This window comes from Chryseobacterium sp. MEBOG07, assembly GCF_021869745.1.
Lineage (GTDB): Bacteria > Bacteroidota > Bacteroidia > Flavobacteriales > Weeksellaceae > Chryseobacterium > Chryseobacterium viscerum.
The window spans coordinates 527,048-547,276 of sequence record NZ_CP084579.1; the positions used below are offsets into that span (position 1 = coordinate 527,048).

General features: G+C 37.3%; 17 protein-coding genes and 1 riboswitch. Of the genes, 14 read left to right on the forward strand and 3 right to left on the reverse strand.

What is annotated here, in order from left to right:
* Nucleotides 1-83 precede the first annotated feature (83 nt).
* The 10 genes from coaBC to LF886_RS02520 all read left to right on the forward strand — a co-directional run bounded on the left by coaBC (nt 84) and on the right by LF886_RS02520 (nt 9,704).
* Nucleotides 84-1,289, forward strand: a complete 1,206-nt coding sequence (coaBC, locus tag LF886_RS02475) for a bifunctional phosphopantothenoylcysteine decarboxylase/phosphopantothenate--cysteine ligase CoaBC (RefSeq protein ID WP_236852554.1) — start codon at nt 84-86, stop codon at nt 1,287-1,289.
* A gap of 36 nt (nt 1,290-1,325) precedes the next feature.
* Complete coding sequence (locus LF886_RS02480; RefSeq protein WP_103231445.1) at nt 1,326-2,231, forward strand: DUF4835 family protein; 906 nt, start codon at nt 1,326-1,328, stop codon at nt 2,229-2,231.
* Between the two features lie 168 nt (nt 2,232-2,399).
* Nucleotides 2,400-4,049 (forward strand): DNA repair protein RecN, encoded by a 1,650-nt coding sequence (locus LF886_RS02485; RefSeq protein ID WP_236852556.1) that lies wholly within the window; start codon nt 2,400-2,402, stop codon nt 4,047-4,049.
* Nucleotides 4,050-4,100: 51 nt separating this feature from the next.
* Nucleotides 4,101-5,567 carry a DUF5687 family protein gene (locus LF886_RS02490; protein ID WP_236852558.1) on the forward strand — a complete coding sequence of 489 codons (1,467 nt, stop codon included), beginning with the start codon at nt 4,101-4,103 and terminating at the stop codon, nt 5,565-5,567.
* A gap of 3 nt (nt 5,568-5,570) precedes the next feature.
* A complete protein-coding gene (locus tag LF886_RS02495; RefSeq protein WP_103231442.1) occupies nt 5,571-6,287 on the forward strand; it encodes an ABC transporter ATP-binding protein in 717 nt (238 codons plus the stop codon).
* Nucleotides 6,288-6,307: 20 nt separating this feature from the next.
* Nucleotides 6,308-7,246, forward strand: a complete 939-nt coding sequence (locus tag LF886_RS02500) for a Dyp-type peroxidase (protein WP_236852560.1) — start codon at nt 6,308-6,310, stop codon at nt 7,244-7,246.
* A gap of 229 nt (nt 7,247-7,475) precedes the next feature.
* Entirely contained in the window at nt 7,476-8,036 is a 561-nt protein-coding gene (locus tag LF886_RS02505; protein WP_103231440.1) for an RNA polymerase sigma factor, read from the forward strand.
* On the forward strand, nt 8,023-8,352 hold the full coding sequence (locus LF886_RS02510) for a TMEM134 family protein (RefSeq protein ID WP_236852561.1): 330 nt from the start codon (nt 8,023-8,025) through the stop codon (nt 8,350-8,352). The genes LF886_RS02505 and LF886_RS02510 overlap by 14 nt, the downstream gene beginning before the upstream one ends.
* 29 nt (nt 8,353-8,381) lie before the next feature.
* A complete protein-coding gene (locus LF886_RS02515) occupies nt 8,382-8,630 on the forward strand; it encodes a hypothetical protein (protein WP_236852563.1) in 249 nt (82 codons plus the stop codon).
* Between the two features lie 30 nt (nt 8,631-8,660).
* Nucleotides 8,661-9,704, forward strand: a complete 1,044-nt coding sequence (locus LF886_RS02520; protein ID WP_236852564.1) for a porin family protein — start codon at nt 8,661-8,663, stop codon at nt 9,702-9,704.
* A gap of 74 nt (nt 9,705-9,778) precedes the next feature.
* On the opposite strand, the gene fumC is transcribed toward LF886_RS02520, so the two are convergent.
* Together fumC and LF886_RS02530 are read right to left on the reverse strand one after the other, a co-directional pair.
* Complete coding sequence (gene fumC / locus LF886_RS02525) at nt 9,779-11,173, reverse strand: class II fumarate hydratase (RefSeq protein ID WP_103231437.1); 1,395 nt, start codon at nt 11,171-11,173, stop codon at nt 9,779-9,781.
* Nucleotide 11,174: 1 nt separating this feature from the next.
* Nucleotides 11,175-11,630: a hypothetical protein gene (locus LF886_RS02530; protein WP_236852566.1), complete on the reverse strand. Its 456-nt coding sequence runs from the start codon at nt 11,628-11,630 to the stop codon at nt 11,175-11,177.
* A gap of 170 nt (nt 11,631-11,800) precedes the next feature.
* On the opposite strand from LF886_RS02530, the gene LF886_RS02535 reads away from it, so the two are divergent.
* Together LF886_RS02535 and LF886_RS02540 are read left to right on the forward strand one after the other, a co-directional pair.
* Complete coding sequence (locus tag LF886_RS02535; RefSeq protein WP_236852568.1) at nt 11,801-13,408, forward strand: fumarate hydratase; 1,608 nt, start codon at nt 11,801-11,803, stop codon at nt 13,406-13,408.
* Nucleotides 13,409-13,501: 93 nt separating this feature from the next.
* Nucleotides 13,502-13,786: a hypothetical protein gene (locus tag LF886_RS02540; protein ID WP_171006268.1), complete on the forward strand. Its 285-nt coding sequence runs from the start codon at nt 13,502-13,504 to the stop codon at nt 13,784-13,786.
* Between the two features lie 92 nt (nt 13,787-13,878).
* Here LF886_RS02540 and LF886_RS02545 read toward each other — a convergent pair whose 3' ends face one another.
* On the reverse strand, nt 13,879-14,751 hold the full coding sequence (locus LF886_RS02545) for a helix-turn-helix domain-containing protein (protein WP_236852569.1): 873 nt from the start codon (nt 14,749-14,751) through the stop codon (nt 13,879-13,881).
* 155 nt (nt 14,752-14,906) lie between these two features.
* Here LF886_RS02545 and LF886_RS02550 point away from each other — a divergent pair, with 155 nt between their 5' ends.
* Together LF886_RS02550 and LF886_RS02555 are read left to right on the forward strand one after the other, a co-directional pair.
* Entirely contained in the window at nt 14,907-16,985 is a 2,079-nt protein-coding gene (locus LF886_RS02550; protein ID WP_236852571.1) for a T9SS type A sorting domain-containing protein, read from the forward strand.
* A 181-nt stretch (nt 16,986-17,166) separates the two neighbouring features.
* Nucleotides 17,167-20,004, forward strand: a complete 2,838-nt coding sequence (locus LF886_RS02555) for an alpha-amylase family glycosyl hydrolase (RefSeq protein WP_236852572.1) — start codon at nt 17,167-17,169, stop codon at nt 20,002-20,004.
* Between the two features lie 75 nt (nt 20,005-20,079).
* A riboswitch (SAM riboswitch) is annotated at nt 20,080-20,185 on the forward strand.
* The last annotated feature ends 44 nt before the right edge of the window (nt 20,186-20,229 follow it).

Genomic DNA, 20,229 nt, shown 5'->3' on the forward strand with positions numbered 1-20,229 from the left:
TTTCTTTTATGACCTTTGTCATTTTAAAGCCTGATTGTGTGGGAAAAATTAAGTACTTTAGTATTTCAAAAAATTAGAACTAAATGAGTGTGTCCGGTAAAAAGATACTTATCGCGGTCTCTGGAGGAATTGCAGCCTACAAAATTCATTTCCTGATCAGAGATTTTGTGAAAAAAGGTGGTGAAGTACAGGTTATCATGACCCCAGATGCAGAACATTTCGTGACGAAACTAAGCCTGTCTACGTTGTCCAAAAAACCTGTGTATTCAGACTTTTATGGTGATAACGGAACCTGGAACAGCCATGTAGAAATGGCACTTTGGGCAGACATAATGATTGTTGCTCCCTGTACTGCCAATACACTGTCTAAAATGGTTCATGGGATGTGTGATAATCTGGTTATTGCAACTTATATGTCAGCAAAATGCCCGGTATTTATTGCACCCGCAATGGACTTAGATATGTATGTACATCCTTCTACAAAGAAGAATTTAGAGCTTGCGGAAAGCTTTGGACATATCATTATTCCTGCAGAAAATGGAGAATTGGCAAGTGGATTGATCGGCCAGGGAAGAATGGCAGAACCGACAACTATTTTTACGACTATTGAAAATTATTTTAATTCAAATATCCATTCAAAAAGTCTTGAAGGGAAAACTGTTTTAATTACGGCCGGACCTACCTACGAAGCCATAGATCCCGTAAGATTCATCGGAAATCATTCATCTGGAAAAATGGGATTTTCACTGGCTGAAGAAGCTTCCAAAAGAGGAGCAAGAGTTATTCTGATTTCCGGACCAAGCTTCCAAACCCTAAACGACCCAAAGGTTGAACTTCATAAAGTGACTTCAGCAAAAGAAATGCTGGCAAAAGTATTTGAATTTTATGATAAGATAGACATCGGAATTGCAAGTGCAGCCGTAGCAGACTATGCACCAAAAGAAGTGGCTAAGGAAAAGATTAAGAAAAATGACGACAGTCTCACTATAGAATTGGTTAAAAATCCGGATATTCTTAAAACTATGGGGGAGAAGAAAACACACCAGTTCCTGGTAGGATTTGCCCTGGAGACGCAGAATGAAGAAGAAAATGCAAAAGGAAAGCTGGAAAAGAAAAATCTGGATATGATTGTTCTGAACTCTCTGCGTGATGAAGGAGCCGGTTTTAAAAATGATACCAACAAAATCAAAATATTTACCAAAACGGAAAAGAAAGAATTCAATCTGAAATCCAAAGATGATGTAGCAAAAGATATTCTCAATTTTGTTGAGTCTCAACTTTTAAAATAATTTTAATAAATTTCCGTTCTCAATTTTTAATAGACAATGAAAAAAATTATAAGTTTATTTTTTCTGTTTTTCATATATACCCAAAGTTTTTCTCAGGAGCTGTTGGCTACTGTTCAGGTAAACTCCCAACTGGTAGGAGGAAGTAACCAGCAGGCGTATAAAGCATTGGAAAAAAGTCTCAGAGACTTTATCAATAATACCAGCTGGACTGGGAAAAAACTTCAGAATTTTGAGAAAATAAAATGTGGTTTTTCTGTTGTTATTGGAGAAAGAGACGGCAATAGATTCAAAGGGTCCATTGTTGTTCAGGCCATGCGTCCTGTTTATAATACGACTTATGAATCTCCTTTACTGAATCTTCAGGACCAGAGATTTGGTTTTGAATATATTGAAAATGAAAGTCTTATTTTTAATGAAAGACAGTTCTCGGGTAAGAATTTGACAGATGTTGTCAGTTTTTATATTTATGTTATTTTGGGCTTAGACGGTGACAGCTTCCAGTCGATGGGAGGATCCCAATGGTATGCAAAAGCACAACAAATTGCACAGAATTCTCAGAACAGAAACTATGAAGGCTGGAATACCATCAATGAGCCAAGAAGCCGTTCTATATTGATTAATGAAATCATGAACCCCAATTGGAGCCAGCTGCGTTCTACCATTTATACGTACCACAGAGCAGGAATGGATAACCTTTTCAACCAGGACCAGACTGCCGGTAAAAAAGTGATTTTTGATGCTCTGATGCAGTTGAAAATGTACGAGAATACTTTTCAGCAGGCATTTTTCTTCAACCAGTTTCTGGATACAAAAAGTGATGAAATCTTTAATATCTTCAATTCCGGCAATAACGGAGGCTTGATTCTCAATGATCTGAAGCAGACCATGATTATTCTTTCTCCGAAAAATATTGACAATAAGTGGAATAAATGGAAGGTATAAGATTGACACTTATAAAAAACCTTTAAAATTACTGACAGATCATTTGATTTTAGGTTAAAAATAGAATACTATAATTGAGCAGAATGCATAAAAACATTTTCTCACTTCATTAAAAAAAAACCTATTTTTACAGTTCAAATTCAAATTGAACCATAACCCGGATTATCAATGCTTTCGAGAATTTACATTAAAAACTTTGCCCTGATTGATACCCTTGACGTATCATTGAAGAATGGTTTACAGGTTATTACCGGTGAAACAGGAGCAGGGAAATCTATTATTTTAGGGGCTCTCCGTCTTATTTTAGGAGAAAGAGCAGATGTAAAATCCATTGCTAAGACCGAAGAAAAAAGTGTGGTGGAAACAGAGTTTTCACTCAACAACCAGTTTAAGAAATTCTTTATCGAAAACGATCTGGATTACGAACTTCAGACGATTATCAGAAGAGAAATCCTTCCATCAGGAAAATCGCGTGCATTTATTAATGACGTTCCTGTAACATTAGATATTCTTAAAGAGCTTTCTTCGCAGCTGATTGATATCCACTCCCAATTTGAAACATCCAATCTTTTTACATCAGAATACCAGTTTAAAATTATTGATGGACTTTCTGACAATAAAAAGATTATCGAAGACTATCAACAGACATTTTCTGAATTTCAGACCCTTAAATTACTGTTGAAAAAACTGAAAACTCAACTTTCAGAATCCAATAAAGAAAGTGATTATAAAGAATTTTTACTCAATGAACTGGAGGAGCTGAAGCTTGATGATGTAGACTATGAAGATGTTCAGAACCAGCTTTCTATTCAGGAAAATGCGGGAATGATTTCTGAAAACGTAGGTCAGATCCTGTCGAGATTCCATCAGGAAGAAATAGGAATTTTGTCTTTCTTTCATGAAGCGACCCACAAACTTTCAAAAATTTCTGAAGTTTCCACCAGTTTTGCAGAACTTGATGAAAGGCTTGAGACTTCCTTTGTTGAGCTTAAAGATATAATTTCCGAACTTGAGCATACCGCAGAGAGAGTTGAAATCAATCCTGAAAATCTGGTATATCTTACCGAGCTTAATAATAGAATCAACGCCTTATTCCTTAAACATAATGTTTCGGATCTTAATGAACTGATTGAGATCAGAAACCAGCTGGCAGGAGATCAGAAAGGAGCTTCAGAACTGGAGGCACAGATCGAAGAAACAGAGGGGAATATTTCTCAAAAAGAAAAAATACTTCAGAATCTCGCTGAAAAGCTTTCAAAGAACAGAACAAAAAATGTTCCCGTTTTCATCAAAAAAGCAGAAGGACTTCTGAAAAAATTAGGGCTGGAAAAGGCAAAAGTAGATATAGAACTGCAGGATGCAGACGAGTTCAATCAATTTGGAAAAGAAAATATCCAGCTGTTGTTCCAGGCCAATTCCGGATTTCCTTTAAAACCGATTCAGACAGCCATTTCCGGAGGTGAAAGATCTAGAGTGATGCTTGCTGTAAAGAAGATTATTGCAGAAAGTGATGAGCTTCCAACCCTTATTCTGGATGAAATTGATACCGGAGTTTCAGGGAAAGTAGCTGAAGAGATCGGAAATCTTATGAGAGAAATGTCCGAAGATATGCAGCTGATCGTTATTTCTCACCTGGCACAGGTTGCCGCTAAAGGAAATGACAACTATAAAGTCGTCAAACAGGATGTTTCAGGGAGAACCCAATCTACCATTATACCTTTGAGCGACGAGGAAAAACTCAATGAAATTGCTCAATTGCTTTCCGGAAGCAAAATTACCGAAGCTGCTTTAGCACAAGCAAAAGAATTAATTGGCTAGAAATCTGTAACATATTTTATTTTATATTTACTAATGTATAAAAACTAAAATATGTTTCTAAAGTTCCTTAGGCTTGAAATCAAAAGCTTCTTCCGTGGTACATCTTTAGGGATCAATCTGGCCATGAAGATATTCCGGTTCATCGGAATTCTCTATTTCATGGGATGTCTCGTAGGCGGGGCTTTTATTGCTTTTTTCTATGTAAAGGAAGAAATGCACCAGGATCCTTTAAAAGTAGTCTCAAAATTCATGATTGTTGCCTGGATCATTGATCTGGTCATTAAATATCTCTGGCAGGAAATTCCCACACAGAATATTAAGCCCTTTCTTACCATGAATGTCAGGAAGAATACACTGGTCAATTATATGCTGTTCAAAACCTTTCTTTCAGCATTCAGCTGGCTGAGTTCTCTATTCTTCATTACATTTTCATTGATTGCTTTATTTAACGGATATAGCATTTTAGGAATTTTGGTGTGGCTTATAGGCGTTATTTCATTACTCTATCTGAATAATTTCATCAATATTTTCTTCAACGGTAAAGAAACACTGGCAATTATTATAGGAGTTTTCTTTTTGGGAATCGGAGCTTTGGCATATTACAATATCGTTCCGGTTCTGTCTTATTCTGAATCTGTTTTCTACAGTTTCTATGAAAAACCTTACTTTGCTTTGATCCCTGTTTCCCTGTTTGTGATCTTGTGGTGGCTTTGTTTCCGTTATCTGCGTAAAGAATTTTACCTGGATCAGGGACTTGAAGCCAAAAAGACAATAGGAAAAACCGAGAATATTGCTTTCTTAAATAAATATGGGGCTACCGGAACATTTATCAATAATGATATTAAAATGTTAAGAAGGAATAAAGTGGCCAAAGGCATTCTTCTGGGAAGTTTTATGTTCCTCTTCTATGGATTGCTGATGTTTACGTCTTCCCTATACAAAACTCCGGCGATGATGATGTTTATGGGCCTTTTTGTGACAGGAGGTTTTCAGTTTTTGTTTGGACAGAGAGTTCCGGCTTTTGATAGTTCTTATTATCCATTGATGATGACCCTGAATGTTCCGTACAAAGACTATTTAAAGGCCAAATGGTGGCTTATGAATATTGTAACAGGAGTTTCTGTAATTGTAGCGCTGTGCTATGCGTACTTTGGCTGGGAGGTCTACGTTACATTCTTCGCTGCAGGACTATACAATATCGGAGTCAATTCTCAATTTACCTTATGGTCCGGGGCTTTCAATAAGACTCAGATCGATCTTAATTCAAAAGAGAAAAGGATGGGGCAGAAAGGAAGTTTCAATCTGGTAGCGATGCTTCTGTTGATTCCTAAAATGCTTCTTCCGATGGGGGTATTTGCGTTAGCAAAATATTTCTCAGGAATTACAGGAGGAGTAATAAGCATTGCCATTATCGGTATTATAGGATTTTTCATGAGAGAAAGAATCTTCAATATTATCGTAAAACTTTACAAAAAAGAAAAATACAGCACCATTGATGCATTTAAAAATAAAGGTTAAGCCATGATCAACATACATAATTTATCAAAAACATACGGAACAGCAACTGTTCTTAATATCGAACATCTTGACATTCCAAACGGGGAAACATTTGGTCTTGTAGGAAACAACGGGGCAGGAAAGACAACCCTTTTTAGCCTGATGCTTGATTTGATTCAGGCGACCACCGGATCTGTAAGCATTGACGGAATCAAAGTCAGTGAATCTGAGGCCTGGAAGAATAAAGTTTCAGCCTTTGTAGATGACACTTTTCTTATTGGCTATCTTACACCTGAAGAATATTTTTACTTCATTGGAGAGCTGAGAGGACAAAACAAAGCTTCAATAGATGAATTTCTGAAACCCTTTCACGATTTCTTCAACGGCGAGATTCTAAAATCAGGAAAATATATCCGTGATCTTTCCAAAGGAAATCAGAAAAAAGTAGGAATTGTAGGAGCCATCATTGGAAATCCTGAAATTATTATTCTGGATGAACCTTTTGCCAACCTGGATCCGTCCACACAGATCAAACTGAAAAACCTCATCAAAGAACTATCTAAGCAGGATGGTGTTACTTTCCTGATATCCAGTCATGATTTGTCCCATACTACGGAAGTCTGCAACAGGATTGTCGTAGTGAATAAAGGGCTACTGGTAAAAGATATTCAGACCAATCCTGAAACGTTAAAAGATCTGGAGCAATATTTTGCAGATCAGGTTTCAATTTCGGATATTTAGTATATTAAAAACAGACGTGTATGAATAGGGCAGAATCACAAAATGTAACAGATTATCCTAACAGCAATACGATTTTCATGGTGTGGAAACTTCATGATGATCCTCAATTGAAGGAGGTCTTTCAACAATTGTGTGCATTGGTACTTAACCTTAATAATTCGGTTTTCAACAGATTCCCGGACAGCAGAGCAAGCTGTGTAATGGGTATTGGGGCTGAAGCATGGAAAAAATTGGAACTTCCTACACCCCCGCCAAAAGAACTGACCAATTTTGAAGAGATCAAAGGAATAAAACATACCGCTGTTTCCACTCCGGGCGATCTTCACTTTCACTTAAGAGCAGATAATAAAAGCCTGATCTTTGATATGGCTATTGAAATATCAAATGTATTGAGCTCAGTTGCTGAAAGCATTCTGGAAATTCACGGGTTCAAATATTGGGATGCTCGTTCTATTCTAGGTTTTGTTGACGGAACGGAGAATCCTCATGGTGAAGACCGCGATTATTTTGCAAAAATCGGAGACGAAGACCCTCAATATAAAGATGGAAGTTATCTTTTCGTTCAGAAATATCTTCATAATATGGCTGCCTGGAAAGGGCTTTCCACAGAAGATCAGGAAAAAGTGATCGGGAGATCAAAGGAAAATGATATTGAAATGTCTGATGATGTGAAACCTGCCAACTCCCATATTGCTTTAGCCAATATTGAAGGGGAAAACGGTGAGGAATTGAAAATTGTCAGAGATAATATGCCTTTTGGAAGTCCTTCTTCTAATGAGTTTGGGACTTATTTTATTGCCTACTCAAGTACATTTACTACCACCAAAAAGATGTTGACCAATATGTTTGTAGGTGATCCCCCGGGAAACTATGACAGAATCTTAGATTTCAGTACAGCGGTTACAGGAACGCTTTTCTTTGTTCCTACCCGAAATATGCTTGATGAATTCTCAGGATAAAATATAAAAAGGCTATCTCACTCTGAGGCAGCCTTTTATCAATTATTTTTACAGAAATTATACAAAATTCTCAGATTTTTATGATTTGTATACTAAGTCATTAATATCTGATTTTCAGTATTATAAATACTGTTTTGGAACAGTGTCGTTATTAAGTAAATAAAAAATATTTTTTTAAGTTGTAACCTTTTTTTGTTTTGATTGTCTTTAAAGTAGAAACAGCATAAGCATGAAACTTTTGTTCGGAAATAAAAAGAATGATTTGTTGAGCCTCCTGAAGAAACAGGATCCGGCTGCACAGAAGATATTCTATGAACAGAATGTGAAGAGATTCCTGAGTGTAAGCAAAAGCTATGTGAGCGATTTGTATCAGGCGGAAGATTGTCTCATTAAAGCATTCTGCAAAATTTTTAAGCACATAGAAACTTTCAGAGAAGAGTCGAACCTGGACAGCTGGGCAAGAAGAATTGTGGTGAATGAATGCCTGAATTTTATCAAAAGCCATAAAACAGTATTCTATCTGGACGAGATCAACCAGTCTTTTCACGAAGATATCCACGAACCGGAGATTGATTGTGATTTTAATGCACAGGACCTTTTGGATCAGCTTCCCGATGCCTACAGAATGGTTTTTAACCTCTATGTGCTGGAAGGGTATTCGCATCAGGAGATTGCTGATACTTTGCAGATTTCAATGGCTGTGAGCAAAACACAGCTGTTCAGAGCAAAAGAAAAATTAAGAAAGATCTACTTTCAACAACAAAAAAAATTGAAAAATGAAAACGTCTAAAGATAATCTTGAATTTCAGATCAAAAGACAGATTGAAGAAAGAGAAATAGCTCCATCCAGAGATTTGTGGTCAGAAATTGAACTTCAGAGTAGGAGTACTCACCATCCCAAATCAAAAGTAAACTGGTTTTTGGTGGCTGCATGTTTACTTTTGACATTGAGTTTAGGAACTGTTCTGGTTTTTCTTAATCAACCCTCAGAAATTCAGCATGGAATTGTAAAAACGGCAGAAAAAACGGACACAGATAAAATACTAATAGAGCCTGCTCAAAATAATACTCCTTTAGCTGTTCAGGACGACGAAAAAAGGAAGTAAAGAAAACGCTTTCCCAAGATAAAGAAGAAGTGATTTCTGCAGTGGCGATAGGTGAAAATAAACTTATTCCTAGAGAAACTGCTGTAAAGAAGCTAGAAATTCCTCAGCTTTCTCATCCTAAGCTCATAGCAAAAGCCGATTCTTTGAAAACTCCGGTTAAAAAGAAAAAATATGTAGATCCTTCTACACTTCTCTTTTCAGTAGAACATAAAGATGTTATTGAAAAAACCAAGGATGGAAGTAACGTAGCGACTACTATCGATTTGAATGCCAGATAATTTATCCGTAAAAAATTAAAAATTAATAATATGATCAAGAAATTAATCGTAATGGGATTGGTATGCTTTTCTGCAGCATCATTCCATGCACAGAAGAAGGCGCTGAATATTAACCTGTCTTCTAAAAAAGACACCGAAGTAAGCCCGATTGTAAAAGAGAAAGTGGAAGAATATGCCACAAAGATCAATACTATTATTCAGGAAGAAAAGAAACTGATGGAAGGTGAACTTACCGTTTTACAGGCCAGAAATCTTGATAAAGCAGATTTTGACAGAGAGAAGGCCCAGATTGCAGACCGTTACTCCGAGAAAATGGATAAGAGAATTGAAGAATTGGGATTTGATCTGGACGATGTTATTCAGAAGCAGGTAAGATATTCACTTTTGAATACCGATGTTACCTCGAAAGAAGATCTTAAAGAAAAGCTGTTAAAAAAATTCCGTCCCAGCAGAAGCTTTACAGGCTATTTCTCCTACGGAATCATGACACTGACAAATAGTTCTCCCGATAATACTCTCGATAAAAATATCGGATATGCCAATAACCTGGAATTTGGTCTGAAACTGAATTATCAGCTAAGCAGAACAAGTCCGTGGGCCGTTATTTCAGGGTTAGGATTTTCCTGGAGAACCTTGAGAACAGACAACAATATGTACTTTACAAAAAGTGCTGACCAGGGAGTTGCTTTGGCACAGGCTAATGAAAATCTTGATAAAAGTAAACTAAGAACAGGTTATATTATCGTTCCTCTTGGTATGCAGTATAATTTTTCCAAGCTTAAAAATGCAGGAATGGATATCCAGTACAGAAGCTATTACACAGGATTTAAAGTAGCGGCCAATGTATATGGAGGAGTAAAAATGTCGACCAACAATATTGTAAAAGGAAATGATGGCGAAACCAGAGATCGCGGAAATTATCAGGTAAATCCTTTTGTCTATGGAGCGCAGTTTACTGTATCTTATAACAGCTTTAGCTTATTTGTTAAAAAAGACTTTAGCAACTTCTTTAAAGACAGTCATTTTAAGGATGATAAAGCTCTGATATTCGGCTTAGCCATTGGATTAGATTAAATAAACATTGAATGTAAATTAAAAACTCCGGGAATGACTCCCGGAGTTTTTACATTGTATCAGTTATAGAATCATTATTTTAAACTTCCTACCATATCTTCTGGTTTTACCCATTCGTCAAACTGCTCAGCAGTTAACAAACCAAGATTGATGGCTTCTTCTTTCAGAGTAGTTCCGTTTTTATGAGCGGTTTTGGCAATTTTAGCAGCATTTTCATATCCGATGTGAGTATTTAAAGCCGTAACAAGCATTAACGATTTATCTACAAGCTCTTTAATTCTCTCATGATTCGGTTCAATACCTACAGCACAATGATCATTGAAAGAAATACATGCATCAGCGATCAATTGAGCAGACTGTAAGAAATTATAAGCCATTACCGGTTTGAAAACATTCAGTTCATAGTTTCCCTGAGTTCCTGCAAACGAAATGGTTGTATCATTTCCTAAAACCTGAGCACAAACCATTGTTAAAGCTTCATTTTGAGTAGGATTTACTTTTCCGGGCATAATTGAAGATCCTGGTTCATTTTCAGGAATGTGAATTTCCCCGATCCCGGAACGTGGTCCTGATGCTAAGAGTCTCACATCCTGAGCAATTTTATATAAAGAAACGGCAAGCTGCTTCAATGCACCGTGGCTTTCCACAATGGCATCATGAGCTGCCAGCGCTTCAAATTTATTTTCAGCGGTAATGAAAGGATGTTTTGTAAATTGAGCAATATATTCGGCAACCTTTACATCGTAGCCGTTAGGCGTATTCAATCCTGTTCCTACGGCTGTTCCGCCTAATGCAAGTTCAGAAAGGTGAGGCAGAGTGTTTCTTAAAGCTCTTAATCCATATTCTAGCTGAGCTACATACCCTGAAAATTCCTGTCCAAGTGTAAGTGGAGTAGCATCCATCAGGTGGGTTCTTCCGATCTTTACAACATCTTTGAACGCTTTTGATTTCTCAGCCAGTGTATTTTTTAATTTCTCTACTGCGGGAATGGTTACCTCCACTACTTTTTTATAAGCAGCAATGTGCATAGCAGTAGGGTAAGTATCATTGGAAGACTGGGATTTGTTGACGTCGTCATTCGGGTGAACCTCAGATTTGTCACCCAATGTTCCGCCATTATTGACATGAGCTCTGTTTGAAATGACTTCATTGACATTCATGTTCGATTGTGTGCCGGAACCTGTCTGCCAGATCACCAAAGGAAACTGGTCGTTTAGTTTTCCTTCCAGAATTTCGTCACACACGTTGGCGATCATATCTCTTTTTTCGGCAGGAAGTACTCCCAGCTCAGTATTGGTAAAAGCGGCGGCCTTTTTCAGATAGGCAAAAGCTTCAATGATCTCATGCGGCATTGAACCTTCAGGTCCGATTTTGAAATTATTTCTTGAACGTTCCGTCTGTGCACCCCAAAGTTTGTCTGCAGGAACCTGCACTTCTCCCATGGTGTCTTTTTCTATTCTGTAATTCATATTATTTATTTGATTTTTCTTTTATTAAAATGACATCTTTTATATCAGCCATATTCATTAACACATCATAGCTTATAAAACATGTAGGGCCAACTGATTTTAAATTTAATCTCATGTTGTTTTGTGAGATGTCGGAGAGGGTTATGACTCCTTTAGAAAAGACACAATTTTCGTAGCGTTGAGAGGAAAATTTAGCTTCTTTAATATGGATGACAAATGTATTTTTTTCATTGTTTGCTACATCAGATTTTAGAATTGTAAACCGCTCATTTTGAAAATTAATGAATGAAAACGTAAATAAATTAGGCGTTTTTTCTAAAATTTCAAACTTAATTGGTTGGCCCTCAATTTTTCCGACCCAAGTTCCTGAAAGTTGTGTTGTGTTTTCTTGCTTTTCCTGAGCAAAACTGCTATTGCACATGATAAGACATAAAACAAGGGTTAGAATATTTTTCATTGAATTTAGAGATACAATTTTAAAACCTTTTACTATTAAAATAACTTTCTATAAAGTTAATTATAAATGAAAAACCCTGCAATTTATAATCATTATAAATATCAATTTAAATGACTGATTTTACTCATATTTTTTTTAATGAGGCGTATTTTTGCACAAACAAAAATTGAATGGACTTTAGATATCAGGATCCGTATCCAATTCAGAAAGATGATACGGTGTATAAGAAGCTTACATCAGACTATGTAAAGGTTGAAAAACTAGGTGACAGAGAAATTTTAACAATTGATCCGAAAGGATTAGAGTTATTAGCTGAAGAAGCGATGGCAGATGTTTCTTTCATGCTTCGTTCTTCACACCTGGAGAGCCTTAAAAGAATCATTGATGATCCTGAAGCTACAGATAATGACAGATTCGTTGCTTACAACCTTTTACAAAATGCTGCAGTAGCTGTTGAAGGAGCTCTTCCTTCATGCCAGGATACAGGAACAGCCATTGTAATGGGGAAGAAAGGAGAAAATGTATATACAGGAGTAGATGATGGGGAATACCTAAGCAAAGGAATCTTCAACACCTATCAAAAAAGAAACTTAAGATATTCTCAGGTAGTTCCTTTAACGATGTTTGATGAGAAGAATTCAGGATCTAACCTTCCTGCACAGATTGATATCTATGCTAAAAAAGGAGATTACTATGAATTTTTATTCTTAACTAAAGGAGGAGGTTCAGCTAATAAAACATTCTTATACCAAAAGACAAAATCTTTACTGAACGAAAAGTCTCTTGAAGAATTTGTTAAAGAAAGAATCTCAGATCTTGGAACAGCTGCCTGCCCGCCATACCACTTGGCATTGGTAATCGGAGGAACTTCAGCAGAAGCCAATCTTGCAACCGTTAAAAAAGCATCCGCAAAATATTATGATAATCTTCCAACAGAAGGAAATGAAGCTGGACAAGCATTCAGAGATCTTGAATGGGAAGCTAAAGTTCAGAAAATCTGCCAGGAAAGTGCAATCGGAGCTCAGTTTGGAGGAAAATATCTTACTCACGACGTAAGAGTAATCAGACTTCCGAGACATGCTGCATCTTGTCCTGTAGGAATGGGAGTTTCTTGCTCTGCAGACAGAAATATCAAAGGAAAAATCACAAAAGAAGGGATTTTCCTTGAGCAGCTTGAGCAGGATCCGAAAAGATTCTTGCCAGATACTCCTCCACACTTAGAAGAAGCAGTTGAGATTAACCTGAATAAGCCGATGCCGGAAATCCTTGCTGAGCTTTCAAAATATCCGATCAAAACAAGATTGAAACTGAACGGAACATTGATCGTAGCAAGAGATATCGCTCATGCAAAAATCAAAGAAATTATCGATAGCGGGAAACCAATTCCTGAATATTTCAAAAATCACCCAATCTATTATGCAGGACCTGCAAAAACTCCGGAAGGAATGGCTTCAGGAAGTTTCGGACCTACGACTGCCGGAAGAATGGATGTGTATGTAGACGAATTCCAAAGCCATGGAGGAAGTATGATCATGCTGGCAAAAGGAAACAGAAGTAAAGATGTTACCAATGCTTGTGGTAAATACGGAGGTTTCTACCTTGGATCTATCGGTGGTCCTGCTGCGATTCTTGCAAAAGACAATATTGTGTCTGTAGACGTAGTGGATTTCCCGGAATTAGGAATGGAAGCAGTAAGAAAAATCGAAGTAAAAGACTTTCCTGCATTCATCATTACCGATGATAAAGGCAACGATTTCTTCGCAAATCTTGCGCACTAATTAGTTTAAAATTAAAATAAATAAGAAAATAGAACATGTATCTTTTGTGTAAAAGGGAAAAAAGTTCTATTTTTGCCTAAAATCTTTAAGAGAATGATAACGATATTATCAGCATTTTGGCCGTTCTACCAGTTCCTTTGGACTATATTCTTCATTACTATGTTCTTAGTAGGATTCTGGTGTATTTTTATGTTCTTCGGATTAGTAATCCCAATGTGGCTAACTGAAGGTTTGAAAGAGTATTTCGGAAAAGTAAAGCCTTTCGATCCTGAAGATATCAGAAGAAAGCTTATTACTGAGCAGGAAGGTGTAGAAGTTATCTATAACGAGCCTAAAGGAAACGGACCTTTCCTTCACGATCACGGACATCATCATTAATTGATTGTCATTGCTTTTTCACCTGAATTCTGAAAAAGCAATATCAAAGCAAAACAACATATATAAACCGCTTAAGCAATTAAGCGGTTTTTCTATTTATTATTTCGCAGGCTTTCCGGTGATACTCCAAATTTCTTTTTAAAAGCCCGTGTAAAGTTCTGCAGGTATTCATAACCGCATTCAATGGCGATTTCTTTGATCATAATATTTTTATCGGGAATCAACTTTTTGGCTTTCAGCATTCTGAGTTCCGATATATAATGAGCAATCGTTGTATGGTACTGTGCCTTGAATTCTTTTCTGATGATATTCTGATTCATCCCGATATATTTCCCTATTTCTTCCGCCTTTATATTTCTGTGGTAATTTTCATCGATGAATTTTCTGATTATTTCAGGGGTCTTTGGATTTGATTCCAGTATATTCTTTTCATTGAACTGTTCGAAAATAAGAATAAGAAGCTTAATGATCTTGGCCTCTATAAATAATTTCTGCATGATTCCTTTCTTGGTGTAGCCCAGAATCTCTTTTATGATCATGTGCATTTCAACCGTTATGTCAGGAGGTGTTTCTTTATGAAGGAATATAAAATTATTGTGAGTCATGTTTTCCAGAATTTCTGCGTTCTCGAGATTAAGCTCCGGATTGATGAGGTTAAAAATATATTGATAATTAATTTGAATCTGGAGATATTTCAAAACCTCCTGATTTTCTGTCCATAGTTCAGCAACGCTTTCGTTGGGCGAATAATGAAGGATATATTGATTTTTCCTGAATAAGAATTTCGTTCCACAGTCGTGAGCTTCCAGATTGATACCATCACTTAGCAAGAAAATAAGATTAAAGCTTGACTTCCCTTCCAGCATATGAGACTTGAAGGTTTGGTCAGGACACAGGTCTTCCTGCATGATGATTTTGATGTCTTCGGATCTGAACAAAAGTCCACTTTTAGAATGATTCCTCATACAACACATTTTTACAGCCATGGTACAACTAACTTAAAGTAAAAGTACCGCGTAGGATAACCAAAAGTTCGGAAATGATAACTCGGGGTTAATTATGTGAGGTACTTTTGCGCAAAATTAAATTAAATTTAGAATAATTAAAAATAATATTTCATATGTTTAAAAATTTACATTTTGCAATAAAGAAAATCATCACGGGATTAGCATTGCTAGCTGCTGCTGGAAGCGGTTTGTATGCTCAGCAATGGGAAAATGTAGGAGGAGTTCAGAATGTATCAGCTGGGGGAAGCAGTTTTAATAACCTGGTTATTGATAATTCAGGAAATTATTATCTTTCCTATTATGATGTTTCAGTAACTAAAGGCTCTGTACAGAAATTCAATGGAAGTACATGGTCCTATTTAGGAGGAAGCCCTGGAGTTACCACCGGAACGGCAACTTACAATTCATTGTCTATAAGTCCTAACGGAAACAGCATCTATTACACCAACCAGATTGGTTATCCGGGATCCGGAATGGAAGTACGTCTGTTTACAGGAGCTTTATGGTCTCAGCTTCCTAACGCTACAGATAGCTCTGTTAACTATCAGGCTTCCGCAGTATCTTCTGATAATATTATATTCACTTATGGATCATATGGTTCAGGAACTGTAAAAAGATATTTTGGCGGTACATGGGAGCAGGTAGGTAATGCAGGTTTTTCTGGAGGTGCTGAATTTGCTGAAATGGTCATCGGAACCAATAATAAAGTGTATACATGCAATGTTTCAGGAGGTTTAAAAGTATATCAAAACAATACGGATGCAAGTTCATCACAAGACTGGAACTTAGTAGGTGGGGCTGCTGTAGATGCTTCTTCATCAGGAGAACAGTATAATGCTGATATTGCTTTAGATGGAGCTAACAGAATCTATGTTGCGTATGTTTCAAACTCAGGAGGAGGAAGAAAGGTCAATGTTAAAAAGTTTGACGGAAACTCTTGGGTACAGGTTGGAAATGCCAATTTTTCAGCAGGAAGTGTACAGCATATTGCTTTAGCCGTAACAGAATCCGGGAAACCTTATGTGGTGGCCAGCCGTTTTGAAAATGATAATTTCCTGAGAAATACAGTGTATAAATTAGATGATTCACAAAACTGGGTTCCTTTTGGAGGTGACTTCGTGTCTGATGGTGAAGCAAAATACAATGATCTTGCTATAGATAAAGCACACAATTACCTTGTTCTGGCTTATTCTGACAATACTACAAAAGTTAAAAGAATCTCTTTAACGTTAAATCCACAAACATGCAGCAATACAGATCCTGGATCAAATGTAGGAGATGTAGGCTGTGTGAGTTTTATGTATCGCGGTCAGCAGGTTGCCTATACCACGGTAAGAGGTGCAGACGGAAAAATTTGGCTTCAGCAGAATTTGGGAAGTGCACAGGTTGCTTCATCAATGGCTGATGCAAATTCATATGGAGATCTTTTCCAATGGGGAAGATGGGATGACGGGCACCAGCTTAGAAATTCTCAGGTGGTACAGGCTCCATCACCGAATACTCCTGAAGGAACAAGTACAACAGGAGGTGGATATATTGCCGGACCTACAGCATGGTGGGCGGCTTTTGCAAGTGGAGATACATGGACAGGAGCTTCCATTGCAGATGTTAGTGCATCTGCCGGAGTAGATCCTTGTAAAGCAATAGGAACAGACTGGAAAATACCTTCTCAGGCAGAATGGGCTGCACTGGTAGGAGCAGAAAGTATTGCAAACCCTGCAACAGCCTATGGAAGCCATCTTAAACTGCCGGCAGGAGGATTCAGAAGCTCAAGCAATGGAGATTTTACTTATGTAGGCCAAAGAGGATACTTCTGGAGTTCTGACACTTCGACTTCAGGAGGGAAATATCTTTATGTGGGAGCCACTATTGCTAATGCTTCGGCAGGTGCTATGAGAGGACAGGGGGCATCAGTAAGATGTATTAAACCATCATCTTCTCTGGGGACTTCGGATGTTAAGCTGAATAAATCAGTAGTAGGAATGTATCCAAATCCTACAAAAGGAATACTTACTATTAAGTCAGATTCCGGTATTGAAAAAGTGAATGTTATCAACGCTGTAGGGCAAAAAATGAATGTACAGTTCACGGATAACCAGATCAACATGACCGAGCTGCCTTCAGGATTATACATCGTAGAATTAAAATTAAAGAACGGTCAATCCATTTCAAAAAAGATTATTAAAGACTAACCGGATTTCATCAAAGAATTTCGTTAGATAAAAAATAGTTCATTACAATTACTTTTATTGGGAGGCTCATGAAATTTTCATGAGCCTTTTTCTTATTTGTTTTTCCCATTAAAATGAAATATCAGATCAAAATAATGTTGATGAATAAAAAATAATATTATATTCGATAAAAAATATGATAATGAAAAAATTTTATTCCGTTGTTTTTCTGTTGATTACCATGGCCGGTTTCGGGCAGATCAACTATACTATTACGCCCAATCCATTCAACGAAACCGATGCTGTTACGCTTACAATTCCCGGGGATCAGATTGATGAATCTGCCTGGGGTATTTCCAACAATGCTGTTTATATCTGGTCATGGTCTTTTGATACCAATTATCAGAACAGTCAGAACTGCCCCACCAATGGCAGCTGGGGCGATTCCAATGACCTGAATAAACTGAATTATAATGCAGCCACAGATACCTATTCCCTGGCTTTTACTCCGACTTCTTTTTTCGGAAGAACAGGAATCGGAAGGTTTGGTTTTTTATTAAAAGATAAAACAGGATCACATCAGACCTCACCGGATATATTTGTAAACGTGGGTACTTTAAGCTTAACCCTTACAAACCCGCTGGCAAATAGTCTTACCTCAGTCCCGGCAGGAAATTCCATCAATATTACAGCAACGACCAATGCTAATACTACTTTCCAGTTAAAAGCCAATGGAGTTGTTGTGAATTCAGCCCCAGCTCCTTCACAAGCTTATTCTTATACTTATACGGTTTCGGAAGATGCTAATATGGAGCTTACAGCAACACAGGGATCCAATTCCAAAAATGCTGTATTTATTCTGCAGACTCCGAGAAATGTAGTGTCTCAGGCAGTTCCGGGCTGGATCAGACAGGGGATTAATTATCATCCTACAGATCAGACCAAAGTAGGGCTTGCATTGTATGCTCCCGGTAAAAACTTTGTGCATGTTATCGGCAGTTTTAACAATTGGGCTGTGAATGATGCCTATTTGATGAAAAAAGATACCACAAATCCTGACCTTTACTGGATTGAACTCAGCGTACTGACTCCTCAGCAATTATATTCTTTTCAATACAGAACCAATGATTTAAGAAAAGTGGCAGACCCTTATTCACCACAGATTTTATCTTCTTACGACGACCCATGGATTTCGGCTTCTACCTATCCAAATCTACCTGTATTCCCTGCAGGACAGGGCTTTGAAGTTTCTACATTTAAAACAGGACAAACCGCTTATAACTGGCAGGTAACCAATTTTCAAAGACCTGCGAAAGAAGATCTGATCGTATATGAATTATTACTAAGAGACTTTACTCAGGAAAAAAACTGGCAGTCACTGATCAACAAGATTTCTTATTTGAAGAATTTAAAGATCAATGCTATAGAACTGCTTCCCATCATGGAATTTGATGGAAATCTTTCCTGGGGTTACAATACTTCCTTCCATTATGCATTGGATAAAGCGTATGGAACTCCTGAAAAATTCAAAGAATTTGTAGATCTGTGCCACCAAAACGGGATTGCGGTGATTTTAGATGTCGCCTTTAATCATGCAACAGGACGCTCACCTTTGGTAAGACTTTGGAATATAGATCCTGATGGAGATGGCTACGGAAATGTTGCTCCGGATAACCCTTATTTCAATCAGGTTCCCAAACACTCTTATAATGTGTTTAACGATTTTAATCATACAAGTTCTTCAACTCAATATTACGTTGAAAGATGCCTTCAGCAATGGTTGACAGAATACCGCATCGATGGATTTCGTTGGGATTTAACGAAAGGATTCACTCAAAACTGTTCCGAAAATGATGAAGCCTGTACCAATGCTTATCAGCAAGACAGAGTTGACATTATGAAACATTATGCAGACAGACAGTGGGCTATTGATCCCAATTCTTATATGATCTTCGAACACCTGGGAACAGATGCAGAAGAACAGCAGTGGGCCAATTACAGAATAGCAGAAGGAAAAGGTGTTATGCTTTGGAATAAGCAAACCGATCCCTATAATCAAAATACCATGGGATATAAGGAAAACAGCAATTATGACCGTATGAATCACAGTCTTCATGGCTTTACCAATATGAGTGCTGTGGGATATGGAGAAAGTCATGATGAGGAAAGACTCATGTTTAAAAACCTTGAATATGGTGCCGTCAATGGAGGTTATAGTGTTAAAAATCTGAATACGGCTCTTGAAAGAATGAAAACCTTCGGAGCTACATTTTTCACTATTCCCGGTCCGAAAATGATCTGGCAGTTTGGAGAATTAGGATACGAATTCAGTATCAACAGATGTGCGGACGGTACAATCAACAGCGGATGCAGAACAGATGAGAAACCCGTTGCATTTACGCTGGGATATGATACCAATGCAAACAGAAAAGCAGTGTACGACACATGGGCTAAAATACTCAATATCAGAAACACCCATCAGATTTTCAAATCTAAAACGTACAGTATAGAATCCAATAATCTTACGAATGATCCTGATGGCCTGATCACCAGGATTTATCTCTACGATACAACCATTACTACCGGAATAAAGAATGTGGTGGTATTGGCTAATTATACTACTTCTGCACAAAATGTTGTTCCTTACTTTCCTTACACAGGTCAATGGCAGAATCTGATGGATGACAGTGTTTCCAATATAGCTTCAACAACTGCTCCGATAACTTTACAGCCTGGAGAATTCAGGATTTTCGGAAATTACGCAGGCGCTTTATCCACAACGGATACTCATGCAGCTAATAAATTATCTCTTCAGATTGTTAATAATCCAATACAAAATGGGATCGCAAAATTAATTTTTAACAAAGCAAAAAACGGAGAAATTTTATTTTTCGACATGACCGGTAAAAAGCTGGACTCATTCAAAATTGATAAAGAAAATGGGACTTTTGAAACCAAAATCAATTATCCGCCAGGAACTTATCTGGTTCAATTAAAATCAGAAACAGGAATCGCAATTCAAAAGATGATTGTTAAGTAAAACAAAAAGGCAGATTGGCAGAATAGCTGATTTGCCTTTTTTGTATATTGAAAAAAATAGTCTACTTTTGCGGTAGATTTATCAAGAAAGGTGGAGGGATTTGGCCCAAAGAAACCTTAGCAACCTGTACAATTCAAAAAGTGCAAAGGTGCTAATTCCAACCCGGAAGGGGAGATAAGTGAAGTCAATATTCTTATATGAATTCCATTTCTTGAAGTCTTGTTT

Excerpts from the sequence above, each read along its gene's own strand:
- coaBC (WP_236852554.1), top strand. The coding sequence starts at position 84 with ATGAGTGTGTCCGGTAAAAAGATACTTATCGCGGTCTCTGGAGGAATT.
- LF886_RS02480 (WP_103231445.1), top strand. The coding sequence starts at position 1,326 with ATGAAAAAAATTATAAGTTTATTTTTTCTGTTTTTCATATATACCCAA.
- LF886_RS02485 (WP_236852556.1), top strand. The coding sequence starts at position 2,400 with ATGCTTTCGAGAATTTACATTAAAAACTTTGCCCTGATTGATACCCTT.
- LF886_RS02490 (WP_236852558.1), top strand. The coding sequence starts at position 4,101 with ATGTTTCTAAAGTTCCTTAGGCTTGAAATCAAAAGCTTCTTCCGTGGT.
- LF886_RS02495 (WP_103231442.1), top strand. The coding sequence starts at position 5,571 with ATGATCAACATACATAATTTATCAAAAACATACGGAACAGCAACTGTT.
- LF886_RS02500 (WP_236852560.1), top strand. The coding sequence starts at position 6,308 with ATGAATAGGGCAGAATCACAAAATGTAACAGATTATCCTAACAGCAAT.
- LF886_RS02505 (WP_103231440.1), top strand. The coding sequence starts at position 7,476 with ATGAAACTTTTGTTCGGAAATAAAAAGAATGATTTGTTGAGCCTCCTG.
- LF886_RS02510 (WP_236852561.1), top strand. The coding sequence starts at position 8,023 with ATGAAAACGTCTAAAGATAATCTTGAATTTCAGATCAAAAGACAGATT.
- LF886_RS02520 (WP_236852564.1), top strand. The coding sequence starts at position 8,661 with ATGATCAAGAAATTAATCGTAATGGGATTGGTATGCTTTTCTGCAGCA.
- fumC (WP_103231437.1), bottom strand. The coding sequence starts at position 11,173 with ATGAATTACAGAATAGAAAAAGACACCATGGGAGAAGTGCAGGTTCCT.
- LF886_RS02530 (WP_236852566.1), bottom strand. The coding sequence starts at position 11,630 with ATGAAAAATATTCTAACCCTTGTTTTATGTCTTATCATGTGCAATAGC.
- LF886_RS02535 (WP_236852568.1), top strand. The coding sequence starts at position 11,801 with ATGGACTTTAGATATCAGGATCCGTATCCAATTCAGAAAGATGATACG.
- LF886_RS02540 (WP_171006268.1), top strand. The coding sequence starts at position 13,502 with ATGATAACGATATTATCAGCATTTTGGCCGTTCTACCAGTTCCTTTGG.
- LF886_RS02545 (WP_236852569.1), bottom strand. The coding sequence starts at position 14,751 with ATGAGGAATCATTCTAAAAGTGGACTTTTGTTCAGATCCGAAGACATC.
- LF886_RS02550 (WP_236852571.1), top strand. The coding sequence starts at position 14,907 with ATGTTTAAAAATTTACATTTTGCAATAAAGAAAATCATCACGGGATTA.
- LF886_RS02555 (WP_236852572.1), top strand. The coding sequence starts at position 17,167 with ATGAAAAAATTTTATTCCGTTGTTTTTCTGTTGATTACCATGGCCGGT.